The 19,829-nt window shown below is 52.3% G+C and carries 17 protein-coding genes, 2 pseudogenes and 1 riboswitch; of the genes and pseudogenes, 6 read left to right on the top strand and 13 right to left on the bottom strand.

Annotated features, from left to right (window positions below):
- Nucleotides 1-35: 35 nt before the first annotated feature.
- Nucleotides 36-1,088 carry a DMT family transporter gene (locus KDK82_RS22325; protein ID WP_012203665.1) on the top strand — a complete coding sequence of 351 codons (1,053 nt, stop codon included), beginning with the start codon at nt 36-38 and terminating at the stop codon, nt 1,086-1,088.
- Nucleotides 1,089-1,190: 102 nt separating this feature from the next.
- Here KDK82_RS22325 and KDK82_RS22320 read toward each other — a convergent pair.
- The 4 genes and pseudogenes from KDK82_RS22320 to KDK82_RS22305 form a co-directional block, all read right to left on the bottom strand.
- Nucleotides 1,191-2,374 (bottom strand): IS3 family transposase gene (locus KDK82_RS22320; RefSeq protein WP_088165044.1). Its coding sequence is split into 2 segments (ribosomal slippage): nt 1,191-2,083 and nt 2,083-2,374, totalling 1,185 coding nucleotides; the frame shifts between segments, so codons are not numbered across the junction.
- A gap of 582 nt (nt 2,375-2,956) precedes the next feature.
- Nucleotides 2,957-3,805 (bottom strand): HNH endonuclease, encoded by an 849-nt coding sequence (locus KDK82_RS22315; RefSeq protein WP_016453766.1) that lies wholly within the window; start codon nt 3,803-3,805, stop codon nt 2,957-2,959.
- Complete coding sequence (locus KDK82_RS22310) at nt 3,798-5,252, bottom strand: ATP-dependent endonuclease (protein WP_012203663.1); 1,455 nt, start codon at nt 5,250-5,252, stop codon at nt 3,798-3,800. Before KDK82_RS22310 ends, KDK82_RS22315 begins: the two co-directional genes overlap by 8 nt.
- Nucleotides 5,249-6,072, bottom strand: a pseudogene (locus KDK82_RS22305) (IS5 family transposase). The gene KDK82_RS22310 and the pseudogene KDK82_RS22305 overlap by 4 nt, the downstream one beginning before the upstream one ends.
- Before the next feature lie 170 nt (nt 6,073-6,242).
- Nucleotides 6,243-6,309, top strand: a riboswitch (Fluoride riboswitch).
- Nucleotides 6,310-6,386: 77 nt separating this feature from the next.
- On the opposite strand from KDK82_RS22305, the gene KDK82_RS22300 reads away from it, so the two are divergent.
- The 3 genes and pseudogenes from KDK82_RS22300 to KDK82_RS33285 form a co-directional block, all read left to right on the top strand.
- Nucleotides 6,387-7,682 carry a voltage-gated chloride channel family protein gene (locus tag KDK82_RS22300; RefSeq protein WP_012203660.1) on the top strand — a complete coding sequence of 432 codons (1,296 nt, stop codon included), beginning with the start codon at nt 6,387-6,389 and terminating at the stop codon, nt 7,680-7,682.
- Nucleotides 7,679-8,092 carry a DUF190 domain-containing protein gene (locus tag KDK82_RS22295; RefSeq protein ID WP_012203659.1) on the top strand — a complete coding sequence of 138 codons (414 nt, stop codon included), beginning with the start codon at nt 7,679-7,681 and terminating at the stop codon, nt 8,090-8,092. Before KDK82_RS22300 ends, KDK82_RS22295 begins: the two co-directional genes overlap by 4 nt.
- 186 nt (nt 8,093-8,278) lie before the next feature.
- Nucleotides 8,279-8,532, top strand: a pseudogene (locus KDK82_RS33285) (chromate transporter); the annotation flags it as partial.
- Between the two features lie 171 nt (nt 8,533-8,703).
- Here the strand turns inward: KDK82_RS33285 and KDK82_RS22285 are convergent.
- Nucleotides 8,704-9,435, bottom strand: a complete 732-nt coding sequence (locus tag KDK82_RS22285) for a winged helix-turn-helix domain-containing protein (RefSeq protein ID WP_012203657.1) — start codon at nt 9,433-9,435, stop codon at nt 8,704-8,706.
- Nucleotides 9,436-9,449: 14 nt separating this feature from the next.
- Nucleotides 9,450-10,982, bottom strand: a complete 1,533-nt coding sequence (locus KDK82_RS22280; RefSeq protein ID WP_016453764.1) for a hypothetical protein — start codon at nt 10,980-10,982, stop codon at nt 9,450-9,452.
- A 327-nt stretch (nt 10,983-11,309) separates the two neighbouring features.
- On the opposite strand from KDK82_RS22280, the gene KDK82_RS22275 reads away from it, so the two are divergent.
- Entirely contained in the window at nt 11,310-12,356 is a 1,047-nt protein-coding gene (locus KDK82_RS22275; RefSeq protein WP_012203653.1) for a porin, read from the top strand.
- 133 nt (nt 12,357-12,489) lie between these two features.
- A complete protein-coding gene (locus tag KDK82_RS22270) occupies nt 12,490-12,816 on the top strand; it encodes a CzcE family metal-binding protein (protein ID WP_012203652.1) in 327 nt (108 codons plus the stop codon).
- 44 nt (nt 12,817-12,860) lie between these two features.
- On the opposite strand, the gene KDK82_RS22265 is transcribed toward KDK82_RS22270, so the two are convergent.
- The 7 genes from KDK82_RS22265 to KDK82_RS22235 all read right to left on the bottom strand — a co-directional run bounded on the left by KDK82_RS22265 (nt 12,861) and on the right by KDK82_RS22235 (nt 19,658).
- Nucleotides 12,861-13,274, bottom strand: coding sequence for a diacylglycerol kinase (locus tag KDK82_RS22265; RefSeq protein ID WP_012203651.1), 414 nt, complete (start codon nt 13,272-13,274; stop codon nt 12,861-12,863).
- Nucleotides 13,249-13,857, bottom strand: coding sequence for a phosphatase PAP2 family protein (locus KDK82_RS22260; RefSeq protein ID WP_225971096.1), 609 nt, complete (start codon nt 13,855-13,857; stop codon nt 13,249-13,251). The genes KDK82_RS22265 and KDK82_RS22260 overlap by 26 nt, the downstream gene beginning before the upstream one ends.
- Before the next feature lie 249 nt (nt 13,858-14,106).
- Complete coding sequence (locus KDK82_RS22255; RefSeq protein ID WP_088166212.1) at nt 14,107-16,575, bottom strand: heavy metal translocating P-type ATPase; 2,469 nt, start codon at nt 16,573-16,575, stop codon at nt 14,107-14,109.
- Between the two features lie 72 nt (nt 16,576-16,647).
- Nucleotides 16,648-16,923 carry a zinc ribbon domain-containing protein gene (locus KDK82_RS33490; protein WP_012203648.1) on the bottom strand — a complete coding sequence of 92 codons (276 nt, stop codon included), beginning with the start codon at nt 16,921-16,923 and terminating at the stop codon, nt 16,648-16,650.
- Nucleotides 16,924-16,951: 28 nt separating this feature from the next.
- A complete protein-coding gene (gene flgB, locus KDK82_RS22245) occupies nt 16,952-17,341 on the bottom strand; it encodes a flagellar basal body rod protein FlgB (protein ID WP_012203647.1) in 390 nt (129 codons plus the stop codon).
- Nucleotides 17,342-17,442: 101 nt separating this feature from the next.
- Nucleotides 17,443-19,209, bottom strand: a complete 1,767-nt coding sequence (locus KDK82_RS22240; RefSeq protein WP_126312497.1) for a phosphoethanolamine transferase — start codon at nt 19,207-19,209, stop codon at nt 17,443-17,445.
- A 98-nt stretch (nt 19,210-19,307) separates the two neighbouring features.
- Nucleotides 19,308-19,658, bottom strand: coding sequence for a DUF4148 domain-containing protein (locus tag KDK82_RS22235; protein ID WP_012203645.1), 351 nt, complete (start codon nt 19,656-19,658; stop codon nt 19,308-19,310).
- Between the last annotated feature and the right edge of the window lie 171 nt (nt 19,659-19,829).

Here is a 19,829-nt window from a genome sequence, read left to right as displayed (position 1 = left end):
TAGGATTGAGAGCAATCAGCTCCAAAGTTCATCCCATGTCCGTCCGCTCAGCATCTCCTGCCCTGGCTGCGGCCCTCCTTTTCGGTGCCAGCACACCTTTCGCTAAGCTCCTCGTTGGAGATGTGCCGCCATTGTTGTTGGCGGGACTGCTGTACCTCGGAAGCGGCATCGGTCTTGGTGCATTGCTCGCCATCCGGCAACTTTGGGACAGGCCCGACCAAGCGCCGGCGGTTGGTATCTCGAAGAAGGACATCCCATGGCTCCTTGGCGCAGTACTGTTCGGCGGGATGCTGGGCCCGGCGCTTCTGATGTGGGGCCTTACCGAGACATCGGGTGCGACAGCATCTTTGCTTCTTAATGTCGAAGGGGTGCTTACCGCCGTGATTGCATGGGTCGTTTTCAAGGAAAACGCTGACCGGCACATCGTGCTCGGCATGGTCGCCATCGTCGTGGGTGGTGTGCTCCTTTCCTGGCAACCCGGTGGCGCTTCACTTTCGCCCCATGCATTGCTCGTCGTGGCTGCTTGCCTTTGCTGGGGCATCGACAACAACCTCACGCGCCAAGTGTCTTCGAATGATGCAATGGTCATTGCGTGCTGCAAAGGTCTGTTGGCCGGAGTCTGCAACACTGCGTTGGCTGTCTACATGGGAGCTCAGCAACCCGAGCCCGCAGCTGTCATATCAAGCATGGCTGTGGGGTTCCTGGGCTATGGACTCAGCTTGACTCTCTTCGTTGTCGGACTCCGAACCCTTGGCACCGCTCGTACCGGCGCGTACTTCTCCGTCGCACCGCTGTTCGGTGTGGCACTGTCGTTCGCCATTTTGCAAGAAGCGCCCTCCACGCTGTTCTGGGCGGCGGCAGTGTTCATGGGCATCGGCGTTTGGCTTCACCTGCGAGAGCGTCATGAGCATGAGCACTCGCATGAGCCGATCGTGCATACGCACAGCCACCGACATGATGAGCACCATCAACATGGCCATGGCGCTGAATGGGGCGGCAAAGAACCTCATGTCCATGCCCATACGCACGAGGTGCTGACTCACAGGCATCCGCACTACCCGGACATTCATCATCGGCATGTGCATTGAGCAATGCCTGCTCGACGTTGCGCAAGATTCTCGCATCGTGATTGCAGCCTCCTGTCCCGCAGGGGTAGAGGGTGACCCTGCCTCGTTTCCACGTACACCAAGTCATGCAGCCAAACGAGCGTTCTCCCAGGTCACTGGGGGCAGGAAGCCGTTGGCCGAGTGCAGGCGCTGGCGGTTGTACCAGCCCTCGATCCAATCGACTATGTCCAGCCTGGCCTGCGCTCGCGTGTCGTAGCGTACCTGATGGATGCGCTCGACCTTCAGCGTCTTGAAGAAGCTCTCCATCGGCGCGTTGTCCCAGGCATTGGCCTTCCTGCTCATGGACATCGTGATGCCCAGCTCGGCGGCCAGTGCCCGGTAGCGCCCGCCGGCATACTGCGACCCGCGGTCGGTGTGGACCAGCAGCCCCTTGGCAGGTTTGCGCAGCCACCATGCCGACTTCAAAGCGGAGCACACCAGCGTGGCGTCGATGGTCTCGGACATCGACCAGCCGACGATGCGCCGACTGGCCAGGTCCAGCACGGCGGCCAGGTACAGCCAGCCCTCGCAGGTGGGCACGTACGTGATGTCCGCCACCCACGCCTGGTCGCTCTGCCAACCATCAAAGCGCCGATCCAGCAGATTCGGCGCCACCGGCAAACGGTGCGCCGAGTCGGTGGTCGTCACGAACGGCTTTCTGTACACCGGGCGCAGGCCCTGGCGCCGCAGGCTCTTTCGCACTCGCTCGGCGCTGACGACCTCTCCCTGCTGGCGCAGCTTGTGAACGATCCGAGGGCGGCCATAGCTTCGACGGCTGGCATCGTGGATGGCCGCCACCTTGGCGTCCAGAGCCTGGTTGGCCAGCGTGTTGGGACTGGGCGGGCGCACGCGCCATTGGCAGTAGCCGCTGCGAGACACCTGCAGCACGCGGCAAAGCCGACTGACGGTGTATTGGTCGCGATGCTCGTCGATCCAGGCGTACTTCATCGCGACCCCCTGGCGAAGTACGCCGTCGCTTTTCGAAGGACTTCCACATCCAGCTTCGCGTCGGCCAGTTCTCTGCGCAGGCGGCTGTTCTCCGCCTCCAGTTCACTCACGGGGCGGCGCGCAGGCGCCTCGGTGGGCGGCACAGCCGCGCCACTGCCGCCGCTCGCTGCGACACCTCGCCTGGACCAGTTGCCCAACGTTGCCACCGGCACGCCCAGGCGACGTGCTGCCTCGTGTCCGCCGACTGACGCCGCGAGTCTGACGGCCTCAGCCTTGAATTCCTGTGTGTACTGCCGCTTGGGCAGCTTGCCTTCTTTCATTTCGATTCTCCGTACCTCTGAAGTTATCAACTTCTTGCTGTACGTGAAATCGAGGCAGGGTCAAAGTGTCACGCTCCAGCGCTGGAGATGCTCAATGGAGTTTCCAGCGCGCTCAAACGGTTGCTTTAGCCGCAAGCCGACGCTATGCCCGCGCCGGCTGTTCTTGGGTTAATTGGAAACTGGGATCCAGCATTCATGCGGCCTTCGTACGTCCGCGACGATCGATGGGCCTAGCTAATGTCGGAAACACAGGCAGACATCCGCCGCACGCAGCATCACCTGCTGTGCCGAGAGCAAATCGCACAGAGGATGGATGATTTAAAAAACGCAACCATCGGCGAAGCTCCCCGCCACTGCTACCTCTGACCGGCGCTAGATCTGAGACGCTTGAACGCGCCTCGGCTTGAGGCTGGGGTTTGTCTACTAGACCGGGACCACTCCATATGGCAGCGCTGCAGCTGTTCTTTGAGCTCCCGCTGAACGTCGGTATCGGACAGACCCGCCGTTCCGTCGCAGGCGATCGGGTGGTGCCGATACACCGCAGGCCAGTCTCCCCTATCAGGGACAGTCCAAACTGTTAGCCTATGGCTTGAGGCAAGTCTGCAGGAAGTCTGTGTGTGCAATCAGCGCTCGGTAGAGCGAGATGCGCCAGTTCAACGGTCCCAAAGTCTGCTCCCAATTCTTGACAAATTCTCCCAAAAACCGACGCAGCACCACTACAGTCTTCGCCTCTCTGGAAAGCGCAGCATTTCGAATGGCAAGGAACTCAGTGTGCGCCTGGTCCTTGTACCTTGCGAGCAAACCCAGCTTCTGGAAGTGATTCGAGACGAGCTGGAACTCAGCTGCTCCAAACCCAGCTGGACAGACTAACTGAAATATCGACACCGGGACGAGCTTGCCGTTCTTCACTGACCATTGAACCGTGACGTCGAGCATCGGCACTGCAGGCAAAGAGTCGAGATAAAAATTGATGAATGTCCGGGTGTTGTTGGGCTGCAGCCAGATATCGGCCTTCTTGCCATTGCAGACGCCACAGCACGGCACCAAGTTGTACGAGTGGACGCTGTACTCGGGGAACTTCTCTTTTGGCAAATAGTGGTCAAACTGCCTGGGGCCACCGATGCCGCAGTAAGGGCAAACCTCTCGAATGCCTTCCGGCTGGCTGTCTAAAATCAGCGTCTTCAGTTGCTGCAGAGCCTTGGCCGTGGTCTCATAGCAGTGCAGCAGGTCTTCACGTTCAGTCTTCGTCCAAGTGCCCTGAGCCACACCACTGATGTCCGCCACTGTATAGGCAGCCTCAAAGACTCCATAGTGAGCTTGGACTACCGGTAGCATGTCCGTCAATCGGGCGCCTCGGTCACCGCTTTTCCCATCGACGATACCGGAAAAATGCTCTCTCGGGAGACCGGCTGCAAGGGTAAGCTTATGCATCCCCGTCCTCGTACAGCGAGGCAAGGTACGCCGTTGCGTGCAGGCTTAGCTGTTCGTCGAACATCTTGGCGACCGTGTCGAAATCGTGTTTCTTGGCCAGCGCCTGTAATGTCTTCTTATAGAAATTTGGAATCTCGACAGTCTCAAACACCAGGCGGGTCAGCTCGGCGATATTCTCCCCAAATGACTCATGGCCGAGGGGACTGCCAGTGGTGATGTTGCCTTCACGCTCAAACCGAATGACCCGCTTGCGGGGAACCTCCTGGATCACCACCGGTGAATGGGTCGCGATGATTGCGTACGAGTCGAACTCCTTCAGCAGTGCCTGCAAGGTCTGCATCAGCAGCGCAACTGCATTGGGATGCAGGTGAATTTCGGGCTCGTCGAAGATGACCAGCGACCCTTCCTTGAGGTAAGCCAGTGCAGCCGAAATGAAGTAGGCCAGGATGGACTGCCCGGAGCTCATGGTGGGCGGCAGGCTCTTCTCAAGCTCCTCGATGTGCTCCGTAATGGAGATAATTTTCTTCGGAACGCCCATTACGTTCGCAACGTGCTGCTCCCAATGGTCCTCACGGTCTTGTTCAACGATGCGCTTTAGGTACTCAAGGTGCTTCGCTTCAAGTGCTCGCCTAGAAATTCCGCCGCTGTCATCACGCACCCCGCAGTAGATATAGCTGAAGTACTTCTCCGGCTCGGGGCGCTGGAACTTGTCGAATGCGCTGAAGGACAACGCGATGACTCGTGAGAAAAGAGGTCTGGCAGGCTCAAAAGCAGACTCTACTTGGCTGGCTGTCTCTATCGACACCCGCTTTGTCGTCGCAAGGTCTCGTGCAAGCTGGGCTAAAAATTGAGTCTTCCCCACTCCGTTGCGACCAATGATCGCGAGGATTCGGCCTGGCACAGGGTCATCTGGCTGAAGGTCCACGTCTATGGACACTCCCTCTTCAGCGCCTGGAATCTTGCCCGAGTACATGAACCTATAGCCCTTCTCCAAGGGCCGCTCCTCAAGCGTTGCCAGTCCGTCGCGCAAAGCTAGCTTAGCATCATTGAATCGAATCAGCGAATTGCGGAAGCCACTCGACGTTTCGATTTCATCGAGCAACTGCGGCTTCACGACGACGTCGTTCAAAGCATCCAATACCTTGCGATGGGTTTTCGGGAGATGCTTGCGCATGTTCTCGTAGTACTCCAAGTCCTGACCAAGGCTAAAGAACTCAGGACCAAGAGAAGGGAACGAATCGGGGATCTTGGTGTTCCGACTGTTGGTCTGGAGAATCTTCACATCCCCAAGAACTTCTTTGCCCCCGCTCTTTTTGAACAGACAGAGGTGGTACAACGTCTCGAAGTTGTAGTCGTCCCAGTTGTCTACGATGTAAACGACACACGGGAGTTCTGCTCCCTGCGGCAGGACGTAGTCGCGGTTTTTAGTACTCTTGTAGAAATTCATCTCTCCTCCCTAAATTTTATTATATCTGGGCTTAAGACTGGCGAACACCACCGATCCACGAAGCGCGCGCAGATGACCGCTGCCGCCAATTTCAGCAGCGCTTCGTGGATATCCAGCCGTCGTTCAAAGCGGATTCGCAGCTTGCCAAAGCCTGCAAACCAGCTGTGCATCCACTCCACCACCCACTGGTGTTTGCCCAGGCGCTCGCTGCTCTCAATGCCTCGTCTGGCAATGCGGCCAATGATGCCCCGCTGCCTCAGGTGGGCTCGGCATCGCTTGAAGTCGTAGCCTTTGTCGGCGTGCAGCTTTGCCGGTCTTCTACGGGGACGTCCTGGCAGGCCAGCAATCGCAGGAGTCGCGTCCACGCACTTCTCGAATATCGTGGAGTCGTGCCGGTTCGCGCCGCTGACCAAGATCACCAGCGGGATGCCTCTGGCATCTACGACGATATGCCGCTTGGAGCCGAGCTTGCCTCTGTCAGTGGGGTTTGGGCCCGTTTCCTGCCCCTGGGGCTTGGTACCGAGGAGTCATCAATGCTGGCCCGGCTCCAATCGATTTGGTCATGTTCACGCAAGCAAGTCTGCATGGCTTAGTGCAGCGGCTCCCAGACACCAGCGGCGTTCCAGTCGCGCAAGCGCCCCCAGCAAGTCATGCCGCTGCCGTAGCCCAGCGATTGGGGAAGGTCTTCCCATGGAATGCCTGTTTGCGGCACGAACAAGATGCCGTTGAGGACGGCTTCATCGCTGACTGCGAGTTTGCGCGCATCGCCTTTGGCAGAAGGCACGAAGGCTGGGATCAGGGGTTGTAGCTGTAGCCACAGTTCTTTGCTTACGGGTCGTCATGCCATGAGGGCAGCGAGCGTAACTGCTCTGCGGGGGCCTGTGACGAAGTGGTGTTAGCCACTCTTTAGCATGTTTACGACTTTAATAAATCAAAACACCGGCCATCTCGCGGCGCGTACTGCACAGCATCCATGCTTTTTCCTATAATGCAGCGCAAAGAGATGGCGTGCCTCTAAAACCGCCGCACTAGTGCGGCTGATGACGCCTACAGAACCTGGCTTGTTCAGGGCTGTAGGCGCTCGCGCATGCAACTCGTCGTTGGTCAGGCCGATTAATTCGAGCTACCTGACCAATGCGCAAATTCCCCCATTTCGAACAGCTTGAACTGCTTCCCTATCTGGGCAAGTGGTTCATCTTCGCCACCCTCGTGGCGGCCCTGGCCGGCACCGCTTCCGCGTTCTTCTTGCTGTCCCTGGACCTGGCGACGGCCTGGCGTGAGGCCCATCCCTGGATCATCTGGCTGCTGCCCTTCGCAGGCATGGCAGTGGGCCTCGTTTACTTCCTGTTGGGCAAGCGGGTGGACGGCGGCAACAACCTGTTGATCGAAGAGATTCACGACCCCAAGCAGGTGGTGCCGTTACGCATGGTGCCGCTGGTACTGGGCGGCACCGTCATATCCCATCTGTTCGGCGCATCAGTCGGGCGCGAGGGCACCGCCGTGCAGATGGGGGGCGCTCTGGCCGACCAGCTGACGCATGTTTTCCGACTCCACCAAGACGATCGCCGCGTGCTGCTGATGAGCGGAATCAGCGCCGGCTTCGCTTCGGTCTTCGGCACGCCGCTGGCCGGGGCAGTCTTCGGTCTGGAGGTGCTGGCCATCGGCCGTATGCGCTACGACGCGCTGTTTCCCTGCATCGTGGCAGCCTTCGTAGCCGATCAGGTCTGCACCGCCTGGGGAGTCCACCACACCCACTACGCCATGAGCGCCGTGAACAATATCGATGCTTGGAGTGTGGTCGCCGTCATCATCGCCGGCATTCTCTTTGGCCTGGTCGGAATGCTCTTTGCCACCGCCGTGCACAAGATCGGCGCGCTGGTCAAACACCTGATCGCATACCCGCCACTGCGGCCTTTCTTCGGCGGCCTCGTCATCGCCACGGCGGTTTGGGCGCTCGACGCCTACCGCTACATCGGCCTGGGTATTCCGGACATCGCTCGCTCCTTCCAAGAGCCCATGCTGCCATGGGACTTCTTGGGCAAGCTGGTGTTCACGGTCGCCTCGCTGGGGACGGGCTTCAAGGGCGGCGAGGTGACACCGCTGTTTTACATCGGTGCGACCATGGGCAACGTCCTGGCGCCTTTGCTGCATATGCCGTTCGCGCTCATGGCCGCCATCGGCTTTGTTGCAGTATTCGCGGGGGCGGCGAACACGCCCATTGCTACTACCTTGATGGCGATGGAGCTGTTCGGCGCTGGCATCGGACCACTGGCGGCTATCGGCTGCGTCACCGCCTACCTGTTCTCCGGGCATGCAGGCATCTACCACGCCCAGCGCATTGGCCACAGCAAGCACCACAGGCGCAGCCTGACCGGGGCCGAAGTTCCACGCCGCGATGTGGAGGCAACCAAGACCAAGGATCCAGCATGATGAGCACCAAACCGGCCACGCTGGCAGCTCTGCGTCTGTACTTCCCGGGCGCTAGCACGGCCAAGGCCACGCGCTTCTGGCACCGCCTGAGCGCGCCTGCGCTGGCTCATCACCTGCTGGTTGCAGCAAAGAACGCGCACATCCGCCAGGCCATGCTGCATCGGGTCAGCTCGGGCTACCTGCCGGGCGAACGTCTCTCGCACAGCCATGCCGAAGTGCTCGACATGCGACATCCTCAATGCCTGGAACTGCTGGACTCTGAGCAGCGCTTGCGCGCCTTTATGCATGAGCACGCAGGCGAGCTGAACAAGGTGCACGCGGTCTTGCTTCTGGCCGAGCTTCCGCTTGGGCCGTTCCGGTTTCCGGGGGAGGCGCGCCGGGGTACCAAGCCGCCGCCGGATGAACAATGACGGCGAGGTGAGCGGCAATTGTTCGTTGTGAACCTGTTGTTGGTGCACAGATTCTGAGCGGCTGCAGCGGCTCGCATGCAGACCTTCACGAGCCCTTGACGGCCGCGGCGCATCAGCCCAGAGCCCCGTGCTTTCGCCGATCGCTCACTCCTCCCCCGTTCGGGAGGGGGCACAAACTAAAGTGCAGTGGCGCACCGAGTGCTCAGAGCCATTACGCACGTGCGCTTTCGGGTGAAGATTGGCTTCATCAGCGTTGGAGGTCCTGCTGGCCAGATTTCCACATGCAGGAGGAACTGGTGGGCTGCCGCCGCTGGATTTCCAAGAAGCGGTTCCTGCATGCGCTGAACTACAGCATGTTGCTGACCGGTCCGGACGCGCACCAGCTGGAGATCTACATCGGTTGGCTGTTGCACCGCACCTGGGGCGTAATCTTGGCGGGCGCGCATTGGAAACATCGAGTCTCTACAGTTGCGAAATAAGAGCTGGGCTAGTTCTGTTGGCGAGGTTTGATTTAAGCGAGTGTGTGGGATCTGCGTCGATTTAATTGACTCAACTCTCTGCGAGGCAGCACAGTTACACCCAATATACGAAACGGCGCACCACTTTTTCGTTCAAGGCGCTTGTGTCTCTGAATCTCGAGTGGATGATTCCGGCTCCAATTCTTTGGCTGCGGGGACTTCTAAAATATATCCCACACCCCTTCGAGTATGGAGTAGCTTCAACTCATGATTGTCGTCTAGCTTCTTTCGTAGTCTGCGTACTGCAACATCAACCATATTTTTCGTAAATTCGCCTTCTTTCTTCCAAACATGTACCGCCAGATACTCTCGGGATAAAACCCGTCCTGATCGACGCATGAATTCCAATAGCAACGAAAACTCACCTTTGGTTAGGTCAAGTCTCTTACCACCACGTTCTGCTCTTTGTTTCGACAAATCAAGCACGAGATCTTCTAAATTATAAAACTCTCTGTTTCTCAAGTCGCGCAGCAAGCCGGCTTTGATTTTTTCAACAATTTTTATGATCTCTTCGTTGTTTTTGATACGCGACATTGATAATGTCTTTTTATCTCTTAAAAATAGCTGGTGGCCAGTGTTATGTGTGATTTTTGTGATGGCCGAAACTGGGAGATATTTATCAGGGCCTTGCCTGCAGAATAACTCTACCTTCTCCAAATATGACTGTTTCTCATAAACCAGTATGATGGCAATATTATTGCTTATGGCGAACTTCATACCTGAGTCATAGTCGATAAATTCTTCTATTGTGAGCTCGAAATTATGCAAAGTCTCTCTGAGATATTGTGGAAAATCTTCATAAGATCTAATTACAACTATTCGCATTTATACATTTGCACCTAGAAGGATTCTTTTAGGATTTCTTTTTGCACCTTTGCCCATTTAGCCCCCACTCTGGTGCTTTCTCTTTCTTGGGAAGACGCTGAAGAAAAGAAAATTTTCTCCTGTACATGCAACTTCTGGAGCAACCTCCTCAGTTGCAGCGATCTCGCTCTAAGCGATCCTTCAAATATCGTGCTCTCCAACGAATTAGATGTAAAAAGAGCTGATGCGATATCAAGGCAGTTCATCGCATAAGTGCTAGTTGCAGGAATAACTCTTGGTTCGGAGAGCTTTCCCTTCGCAACGAGGGTGTTCTTTTCTAAAACCAAACCCCATGGCCGAATGGTGGTTGTAATATTCATGGACAGGGCTTCGAGCTTTGTCAGTCCAAAAGCTCTTGCCAGTCGCAGTCGCATCGCCAGCATGGGAGTAACGCTTTGGATTTCTAATATTGCTGCTTCGGCATCTTCTTCTAAGCCAGAAACAGGAAGTACGAAGGAGCAAAGCAAAGTCTTAGCCAGTGAATCCCCTTTGTGGGCAGAAGAATGAAGTAACTTCATTCCGGTTGCCATTGAATCTATATCCAAGGATTCTCTGAGAATAATTATTCCGAGGCAGCGTTCTGCTTCTACAATTCCATGTTTTGCCGCCTTTTCGAGGCAAAATTTTGCCATTGTTGGATTTGCTACAGAGCTGCGGTAATCGGAGCAAATTCTAAATAGATGCAGCCAAGCGATAGACATGCCAGCATCGGCGCATCGCAAGAGGAGTGCAACGGATTTCCTGAGATTTTGTGAGCGCACAAGTCGATCCGCCGGTAAATGACCGCATGGATATCCGGCTAGTGATCTTCCCAAAATATGGCACGCATTGAGATCGCCATTTGCAGAGCATCGCTCTAAGCTCTGCTCGATCATACTCTTGGATAGACAACCCAAATCGCGCCTAAATTTCTCTGCATACGCAACAATGTCGCATATCAGCTGATGAAAAACTGGGTCAAGCGCAACAGATCGGCAGCTCATTGAGAGCATTGATATCATCTGTATGCTCTTGTCGAGGCGATTTTCATCTAGTGCGGATCGAGCCTCGCTTTCGATGACATAAGAGACATCTTTCGGATTAATAACACGTAGTGCATATAAGGATTCCAATATCTTGGAAACAGATGGAATTTGACTATCGATAGCATTGCTCTCAATAAGTCTGGTCTGGCATCGGCGTAGCCAGGAAATTCCCATATCTGGCTCGCAACGAAGAAAGTGCCAGGCTGACAACTTTAATCTAGCGATCTCATCCACTTCAGCAGCTTGCCTAAGAGCGAAAGCCAGGTCCTCGCTGATGAGCTCTCGGAGCGATAGATTTTTTGCTAAGCAGGAAGCAACTCTTTGTTCGGCTTTTGGGATCGCCAATCTGAGATAAGAAATCCCGATGGAAGTATTTTTGGCTATCCCAGGTGAGCCTGTTAAATATGCTTCACCAAGCTTTAAGCATGCCTCTGTATCCCCAGTCTTCGCAAGCTGCCTGAGCTGTAAATCCTCTCTCCGCATCACATCTCCCGGAATCACTATAAGTTGAGCAAAAAATCCGAATCCTAGTTTTTCAAAGACACTAACAAATTTGTGATGGCATATTCCACTCAAAAAAATGACATATTTGCAATTTTCATGAAACGCTATGCCTCGGAACTATCAGAAATCAGATCTGCAGCTTGAGATGTTGGAAAGAGGGTTCATGAACGATGGAAATGCGCAGTTTTGGCTTGCGCAAACATGCTCATTCCTTTTCACTGAGCGATATTTTTTTGTGTGACGTTTAGGATTCCGTTTGATGGCCTAAGCAGGCATCAACCTACCGCTTTCTTAAGGAAACTGATCATGAACCTCAAACATATAGTTGCGTTGTCGCTGGCAGGCATTGCTGCAAGTGCAAGTGCTCAATCCTCCGTCACCCTGTTTGGTATCGTTGACGTGAACACGCGTTACGTGAACAACAGCAATCTTCCAAGCAACCTGACGATGAACAACAGCGGTCTGTCGTCCGGCCGCTTCGGTTTTCGTGGCGTAGAAGATCTTGGCGGAGGCCTGAAAGCTGGTTTCTGGCTTGAGTCTGACGTTAATGCCGATACCGGCACCTTCAGCTCGACGGGAAAATTCTTCCAGCGTCGCTCGACGATCAGCCTGATGGGCAATTTTGGTGAAGTTCGCCTGGGTCGCGATTTCTCGCCTGCTTCCATCAATGCAACCAAGTTCGATCCCTTCAATGTGATCGGCCTGGCCGGCTCCAACGTCACCAGCCGCTTGCCTGGCACAATCGCGTCGTACTATCGTTACGACAATGCCATTCAGTACTTCTCTCCGAAGTTCGCGGGTTTCCAAGCGGAAGCAATGTACGCTATGGACGAAGATCCGCTGACCAAAGTTGGTCGACACATGGCTGGGCGTTTGGCCTATGACAACGGTCCTCTGAGCCTCTCGCTTTCGTACGGTGCAACCGATGTCACGACTGCTGGTGCCAAGCTCAAGCAATATGGTGCAGCAGCGTCGTACAACTTCGGTGTAGCGACTCTGATGGGTTATTTCCAGCGTGACGATCTGCCCTTTGGAACTTATGGCTCTCGTGCTGCGGGCTCAGAAGATCGCTGGCAAGTTGGTGTGACGGTGCCTGTGGGCAAGGACTACATCCGAGCTTCTTATGTGCGCACCGATTCGCGTAAGGGCCCCGTTGGGTACAACCAGAGCGATGCTAACAAGTACGCAATCGGCTACGTCCACAACATGTCGACTCGTACGGCTGTCTACGGCACTATCGCCCGTATCACGAACAAGGGTGGTGCGAACTTCAGCTTGGTCGGCGGGGCGTCTGGTCTGGCTGGAGGCGGTAGTTCTACTGGCGCAGAAGTCGGTATTCGTCATTCCTTCTAAAGAGCCAGGTTTTCAGTCTGCAATGTGACAGGAAAGTAACTGTCCAGCTTGCAAATTTAAATGTTGGCTCGGTTACAGTGAATGCCATGGAGTTAGCGCTCCATGGCATTTTTTTATAGGAAAGGAGTCTCCAATGAAGTCCACTCTGTCGCTTGCCGCTGTTGCCATGATGCTCGTTACGAGCCAAGCATGGGCGGATACTTTCCCTACCGGAAAGTCTTACTACGGCTCTGAGGTTCAGTCTCCGAATTTTCGAACGATAGACCTTTCTCAGAAAAAACCAATAAACATAAATTGTGGAGAAATTATTCAGTTTTCGAGCAACGGAAAGACGTTCATCTGGAAGGCTGATTCAATTTACCATTCTGAAGTACCGATTGCAAAATTTGCTCCCAAGGGTTTTGATGCCCAAGGCAGGTCGATGTTTGTTGCCCCCAATGAATATGAGTATGGTGGGTAATCTGTCTGCCATCTAAAAAATAGCCCACCGTAGGTGGGCTATTTTTAATTGAAAAGTCGGATGTTGTTGTATATGGTAGCCGTCCATAGCGCCAAGCATAGCAGTATGCCCATCAGCACTGCCGCACTACCTAGGTCCTTTGCTCTTCTAGAGAGTTCGTGCTCTTCGGAGCCTACCCTGTCTATTGCAGATTCGATAGCAGAATTGAGAACTTCTATTAACATCAAGACCCAGATGCTTGCGATAAGTAGAAACTTCTCCAGCCAACCGTTTCCAATCAACAATGCCAAAGGTGTGGATATGACAAATATCTTGCACTCTAGCCTGAATGCTTTTTCATGCCAAGCATCTAGGATGCCTCGCCAGGAGTAACGCGTTGCGTGAATTAGTCGGTTTAGTCCTTTTCGGCTCTTCTGCTGATTGACGAAAATATTAGGCTTGGTAGAGTTGTTTTTCACAATAGTGGCTGCGGGGGTGAGATTCAAATTTTGAGAAGAAGGTGTACATCAGTGCTGATATGTACCAGCAGATTGCTAAAGACCAGAGGTCATGGGATGCAAAATGAGCGCCTCGAAACTGCTGCGTCAGGCCAAAGATCAATCCGGACAATATTCCAATGGCGAGGCCCAGCCATCGGTACGATGGTTTAACCATTAGGTAGAAAAAATAGAGACTAATCCATGCATATCCAGCACTAGCATGCCCGGCAGGAAAGCATTTTCCTCGCCCGAGGCCTGAGGGCCTGGTCTCAAATAGCCCTACAAATGGGCGATCCCCTCCGTAGTCCACCAGGCTCCAAGGGCAGTCCATGTTAGTTAGTGATTTTAATAAGCTTATTGCTACCACACTCGCTATTATGGTAAGCAGCAAATAGCACAATGGCGTTCTCCACAACCGAATGTATGGCGCACATTTAAGAAAAGATATAGTGTAGAGGCAGAAAACTGTTATTGCTGCAAGGATGCTTGCAATCTTTCCACCTCGATGAAGTATTGTTGACGCGAGCCAGTTATCGACAAACCTCCATTCATGGCCTTGCATTCCGTATATAGAATCAGCAAGCCATTGATCACCTCCTCCTGCCATGAGCACATATGACATAGCAATTATTGGGAGGAATGGTGTGAAGATATGGGTGATCAGAAACTGGTGTCGCTGGGAATCTATATAATTTCCCAATTGTTCTTGAAACATATTTTTTATTCTGAGGCCGCACTGCAGGGCCGATGCCCCAATTAGAACTGGCCCGTATCGAAGGGCCAGTTTTTCAGACTATGTGGTCAGCACCGATCAAACCTGCTGCTTCTTGTAGGCTAGCAAACGTAGTGCATTGAAAACCACTAATAGGGTTGATCCTTCATGGACCGCAACCGCAGCACCAATACTGAGTCCCATAATAGTAGCCGGAACTAGAACCGCGACTATGCCTAAGCTCACGAAGACATTCTGTCGTATGACTGATCTGGTGTGTCGACTCAGGCCTACCGCAAAAGGCAAGTGCTTTAGATCATCTGCCATTAATGCGACATCTGCTGTTTCTAGAGCCACGTCGGGACCGGCAGCTCCCATTGCAATTCCTACAGTGGAGTTCGCCATGGCGGGGGCATCGTTAACACCATCTCCAACCATGGCGACTTTAGTATTTTTCTTTAGATCCCGTATTGCCTTAACTTTGTCTTCTGGCATGAGGTCACCCCAAGCCTCGTCTAGGCCCACCTCTTTAGCAATCGCATCCGCAACCTTTTGATGGTCACCAGAGATCATTATCATTCTGGAAATACCTAGACGACGCAGTTCTTGCAGTGCTTCCTTCGCTCCAGGCCTCGGAGTATCTAGTAGACCGATAGCTCCTAGCTCTTTATCATCAAACCGAACAAACATTGTTGTTCGGCCATCTTCTCGGAGTTTGTCTATTATGAATTTTGACTGACTGCTTAGACTGGGAATTCCCTCAGTGCCGAACATCTCGGCCTTACCGATCCAAACCGGTTTGGAGTCGATGGTCGCCTTCACTCCACGGCCAATCAAATTGTTGAGATCGACGGCATTCAGGCGGACCGGCACGGTGATGCGGGCGCCTGCATCTTTCACAATTGCTACAGCAAGAGGGTGATCGCTGAGAGACTCAACTGCTATGGCCACTTCTAGCAGTTCTTCCTGCGTAACTCCTTCCAGCGGTACTACATCGGTAATCCTTGGCTGACCTTCGGTCAATGTTCCGGTTTTATCAAAGGCAATTGCGTTCAGCGATCCAAGTTCTTCTAGAGGAGCTCCACCTTTGATCAGTACGCCTCCTCGAGCTGCGCGGGCTATACCGGACAGCACAGCGCTTGGTGTGGCTATTGCGAGCGCACATGGGCTGGCGGCGACCAGTACAGCCATCGATCTGTAGAAGCTCTCTCGGAATGACTCGTCAACAACAACCCACGCAAAAAGCAGTAAAAATGCGAGCAGCAGAACCGCTGGGACAAATACCTTCTCGAATTTCTCGGTGAAGCGCTGAGTCGGTGACTTCAAGGTCTCGGCTTCGCTAACCATTTTCACGACTCTGGCCAGTGCTGAGTCTGAGGATTTTTTGGTTACCTCAATTTCGATACCACTAGCTCCATTAATCGTTCCGGCAAAAACCTTTGATTCCGATCCGACAATATCGGGCTTTGCTCTGGCTCTATCAATATCAGCAACAGCTCGTTTGTCAACTGGAATGCTTTCGCCGGTAACTGGAGCTTGGTTGATGGCAGAGTTGCCGCGTACGATGAAGCCATCGGCCGCAATGCGCTCATTTGGCTTAATGAGGACAGTGTCGCCTACGACCAGTTCTTCGACAGGAATTTCGCGGGCCTCGCCGTCTCTCCGAACTGTTGCTTTATCAGGTGCTAGCTCTGCGAGTGCTTCAATTGCACGCTTGGCGCGGCCCATCGCGTAGTGTTCGAGGGCATGACCAATGCTGAAAAGAAAAAGTAATAATGCACCTTCTGCCCAAGAGCCCAGAGCAGCAGCGCCCGCTGCAGCTACAAGCATGAGGGTATCTATTTCAAACCTCTTAAGTTTGAGGTTCTCTATTGCTTCTCTTAAGGTGAAGAATCCACCAAAAAAGTATGCTAATACGAAGCAGCTAATTGGTAGCCAAGATGGTGCATTGGCTACAAATTTTTCAATGACCACCCCCAATCCTAGTAGCGCGCCGCAGGTGATCGCGAAAATCATCTCGGCATTTTCTCCCAAAATGCCATTCCCATGATCATGCTTATGATCCGATTCGGATTTTGAATGCTCGTGACCCTTTGGGGCAGAAGGATTAGCAGCCTTCGACCGAACTGGCGTAACGTTCAACTCTTTTAGTGCCTCCAAAATATCAGCTTCTTTTATTTTTGACTTGTCGAAGTCGATATGAACTTGTCCAGTTGCGCTTACTTGCACTTCCAGAACACCACTCAATTCGCTGAGTTTGGCCTCAACGGTTTGGGCCTTGCGCGCGTGCTTGATTCCATCTAACTCGAGCAGAAAATGGCCCCATCGGTCGGTGATCCTGGAGCCAGCTGCTTGAACTAGTTCGCGTATCCGAACTAATGACAGCTTATCTGAATCATAGTGTATGCAAAGCTTAGGCCATTCACCATCCTGTCCAGGCTCAAGATGTACTTTCTCAACCCCATCCCTTCCTTCAATATCATTTAACAATCTTCTTACTAGAAGATCCTCGCTCGAGGAAATCGATGGCAGCACTACTGGTATGTCTAGACGCAGTTTTTTTGTCATGATGTTTAGGCGAAGACAGGAAGAAATCGATACTTGCTTCGCAGCGTACTAGTTGGCGCAGGCAACGTCAACTTAGGAAGCCGCGCGTCCGCATTGAGGGCAAAATTTTGCGCCAGGCGTGATAGTTGCATCGCAACCTTGGCAAACTAATGAAAGTCCGCATTGTCGGCAGAAGCGGCTCGTCGCTGAATTGATCGTTCTACAGGTTGGACATGCATATCCGACTTCTCCATAACTCCCCCTTTGTGCGGGCTGATTGTATTGATTGTGATGACCGCCATTTTTTTGGTGATGGCCACCATTATTGTTATGTTGAATTTTTCCAAATAGCCATTTACTGATACCCATGATTCAATTTCCTTGAAGCGAGATTTAATTATTTAATCATTTTGGCTAGCATATCGCCAATTTCAGAATACTCTTCTACCGCTTGTTTCATTGCAAGCTCTGTCCGAATTGCATTGTCAATAAAGCTGGCTCTTTCTTGGTCTAAGTCGACAGTATTTCTGTCGAGAGAATTTTGTGATGCCGGACGGAAGGCGACTTGTGTGTCATAAATAGATTTCATCTCAGAGCTGGGAATGTGACCCTTGCTGGTGCTACTAACGGACAGCATTGTTGCGTTGCTCCGTTCAAGTGCTTCTTTGAAATCAAGGTCCTTTGCCTGGTACCCAGGTGTATCTGCGTTGGCTATATTACTTGCAATAATCGCAAGTCTTTGAGTTCTTATCTTTAGAGCTATATCTTCAAAACGAACTTCACTCATTTCATGCCTCCAGTAAAATCCTCTTTCGAGGTGATTGCCATTTCATCGTTGACGGTCAAAGACTGGTTAAATATGATAGTGGACTGGCTAATTTGATTGGGTTACATATTTGTTATGTTGGCGACCGACTCTTTCTTCATGCATGGTGCAGTGATGTCTAGAGATTTCTCATAAACATCTGTTTGAACGTTCATTAATCCAAGTACAGTATGAAAGTAGTTATCATGACTAATGGCTCTGTCGTTGTTTTTCTCTGCAATGCAGGATAGGTTTTTTTGTCTGGATGCCATCATGGATTCGGAGAGCCAAACTATCCACGGTATATTTTTCTGTACGTTGGGCGCTATTGAGTATGGGAGGCCGTGAAGATATATGTTATTTTCACCCAGTGATTCTCCATGGTCAGAGACGTAAATCAATGCAGTGGGGGTTGATGGGAATTTGTTTTTCAGCCACTCGATAGAGCTATTTATGAAGTGATCCGTTTCGACAATACTGTTGTCGTAGGCGTTTATAACCTCTTGCTGTGTACATTGCTGCAGAGATGCTGATTTGCATTCGGGCTGGAAAGGCTTTCTCTGCATGCTTGATCTCTTGTAATAGGCGGGTCCATGGCTACCCATCTGGTGAAGCACGATCACCTTGCCTTTATCTCCTGTATTTGTTGGAGGCCATTTAATACGCTCTTCAAGAGAGTCCAGCATGGCTGCATCTTGGCAAACACCTTCTTTGTCACATAGAGGGTTGTTTGGTTGATGCTTGAATTGTTCGTTTGCGACCCTTGCGCAAATGCCCTTGCACCCGGACTGGTTGTCGAGCCAGAAGACGGATAGCCCGGCGCGACTCAAGACATCGAGCATGTTTTCGTAATTTTGCTTTCTGGAGAAATATTTTTCTCTACTCATGTGAGAGAACATGCAGGGAAGCGACTCAGCTGTACTCGTCCCGCAAGACCAAGCATTTTTCGATGAGAAGATATCTGTACGTTGGGACAACTGCGGAGTTGTATTCCTTTCGTACCCGTTTAATCCAAAGCTTTCTGATCGTGCAGTTTCACCGACTACTAGTAGTAGGATGGGCGCGGCTGTAGTTTCTGCAGGGGGTGTAATTATTTTGGCGTCTTGGCCTATTTTAGAAAGCTCAGCATTTGTCCGTTCTAATGGATTTGTGGCAACCTTAATTGTTGAGTAAAAGGTATTTAGTGGGTTTATCAGATATCTCATCTTTGTATGATTTCTCATCGTCGAGGAGAATGGCTGATAAATTAAAAATATGCACAAAATTGAAAATACTAAGCCCGTTGCTGACAAAGCAATGGAGGTGGCTAACGACCCAACTGCAGTAGTCTTCTTTACATTCGCAAGACATATGAACGCGATCGGTACTGCAGAAAGCATAACTACGGTAAGCAGCATTTGTACGCTTACGAGATCGCTCGCCTCAGCCACATCCGTTTGTATTGTGTTCCTCACCATGCCGGGATCAATGACTATCCCGTAGTTCAGCATGAAGTAGCTTGTGATAGACGCTGTAAGTATCGAAAAAATCAACACTGGCTTTAGCAGCCGTCCCCAGGCGAAGATTGCGATGAGTGATATATTTAATGCAGCGACTGCCGTTAGAAACCCTGTAAAGAACTTGGCATCGACACCTTCAGGCAGTTGGCTCAGAGCTTTCCACAATGGAATATTTCCAATGGTCGCGATCCACAGTCCTGTCGCAATGATTAAAAGAGCTGGGCCAACTGTCAGGTGCGCTGATATTTTCTGTAGAAAGCTTTGATTATTATTTTTCATGACTAGCTCTTTTGCTTGAGCCAAACGCAGAAAGCCTTCCTCAAGAGAACGTTGTTCTAAAGAGGAAGGCATAATCTGCTTTTCTATGCGCGACTATTTTGTCATTGCTGATGACAGATAGCCACGTCTTTTTTGATGGTATACGGCTGTCGTGTTAAGCGATTTCGTGCTTAACCGCCCATCGAACGCTGACGGGCGTCGCGCTCAGCAGGAGTTTCCCTCAGCAGCTCGTTAATTACTTCTTCGCGTGTCTTGCCTGTAGTAGGTTGCTTCGAGGCCGCCGGGTAAACTCCCGTATTAAAACGATTGGTACCACCCTCACGGACAGCCGCTGCAGCTTCAGCTTGAACTTGTTCACGGGTTTTTTCGCCCTTGAAATGCTCCGGGTAAGTCTTCACCCCCGCTTCGTTGTTGGCAGGGTGCTGGTAGCTTTCTGCCGAGGCGGTACCAGGGAGAACGAACGCCGCCGAAGCGACCAATGCTGCAATAAAAGATGCAGAGTAAAAACGACGGTGCTTCATTGGATTTCCTTTCAACAGAGTTTTGATTCTCTTCTCGAGATTTGGATCTATCTCAAGTCGATGGCTCTACTGTAGAAAAATGCCCCCCACAGGACGCACACATTGCAGTGACAAAGCTGTAATCTTGTTGACACAAAAAAAGGCCATGGCATTAAGCCATGACCTGTAAAA

Source organism: Delftia sp. K82, from assembly GCF_002193035.1.
In the GTDB taxonomy this organism is placed as follows: Bacteria; Pseudomonadota; Gammaproteobacteria; order Burkholderiales; family Burkholderiaceae_C; genus Comamonas; species Comamonas acidovorans.
Note: the sequence above shows the minus strand (reverse complement) of the source record. Positions and strands in the feature narration are given on the sequence as shown.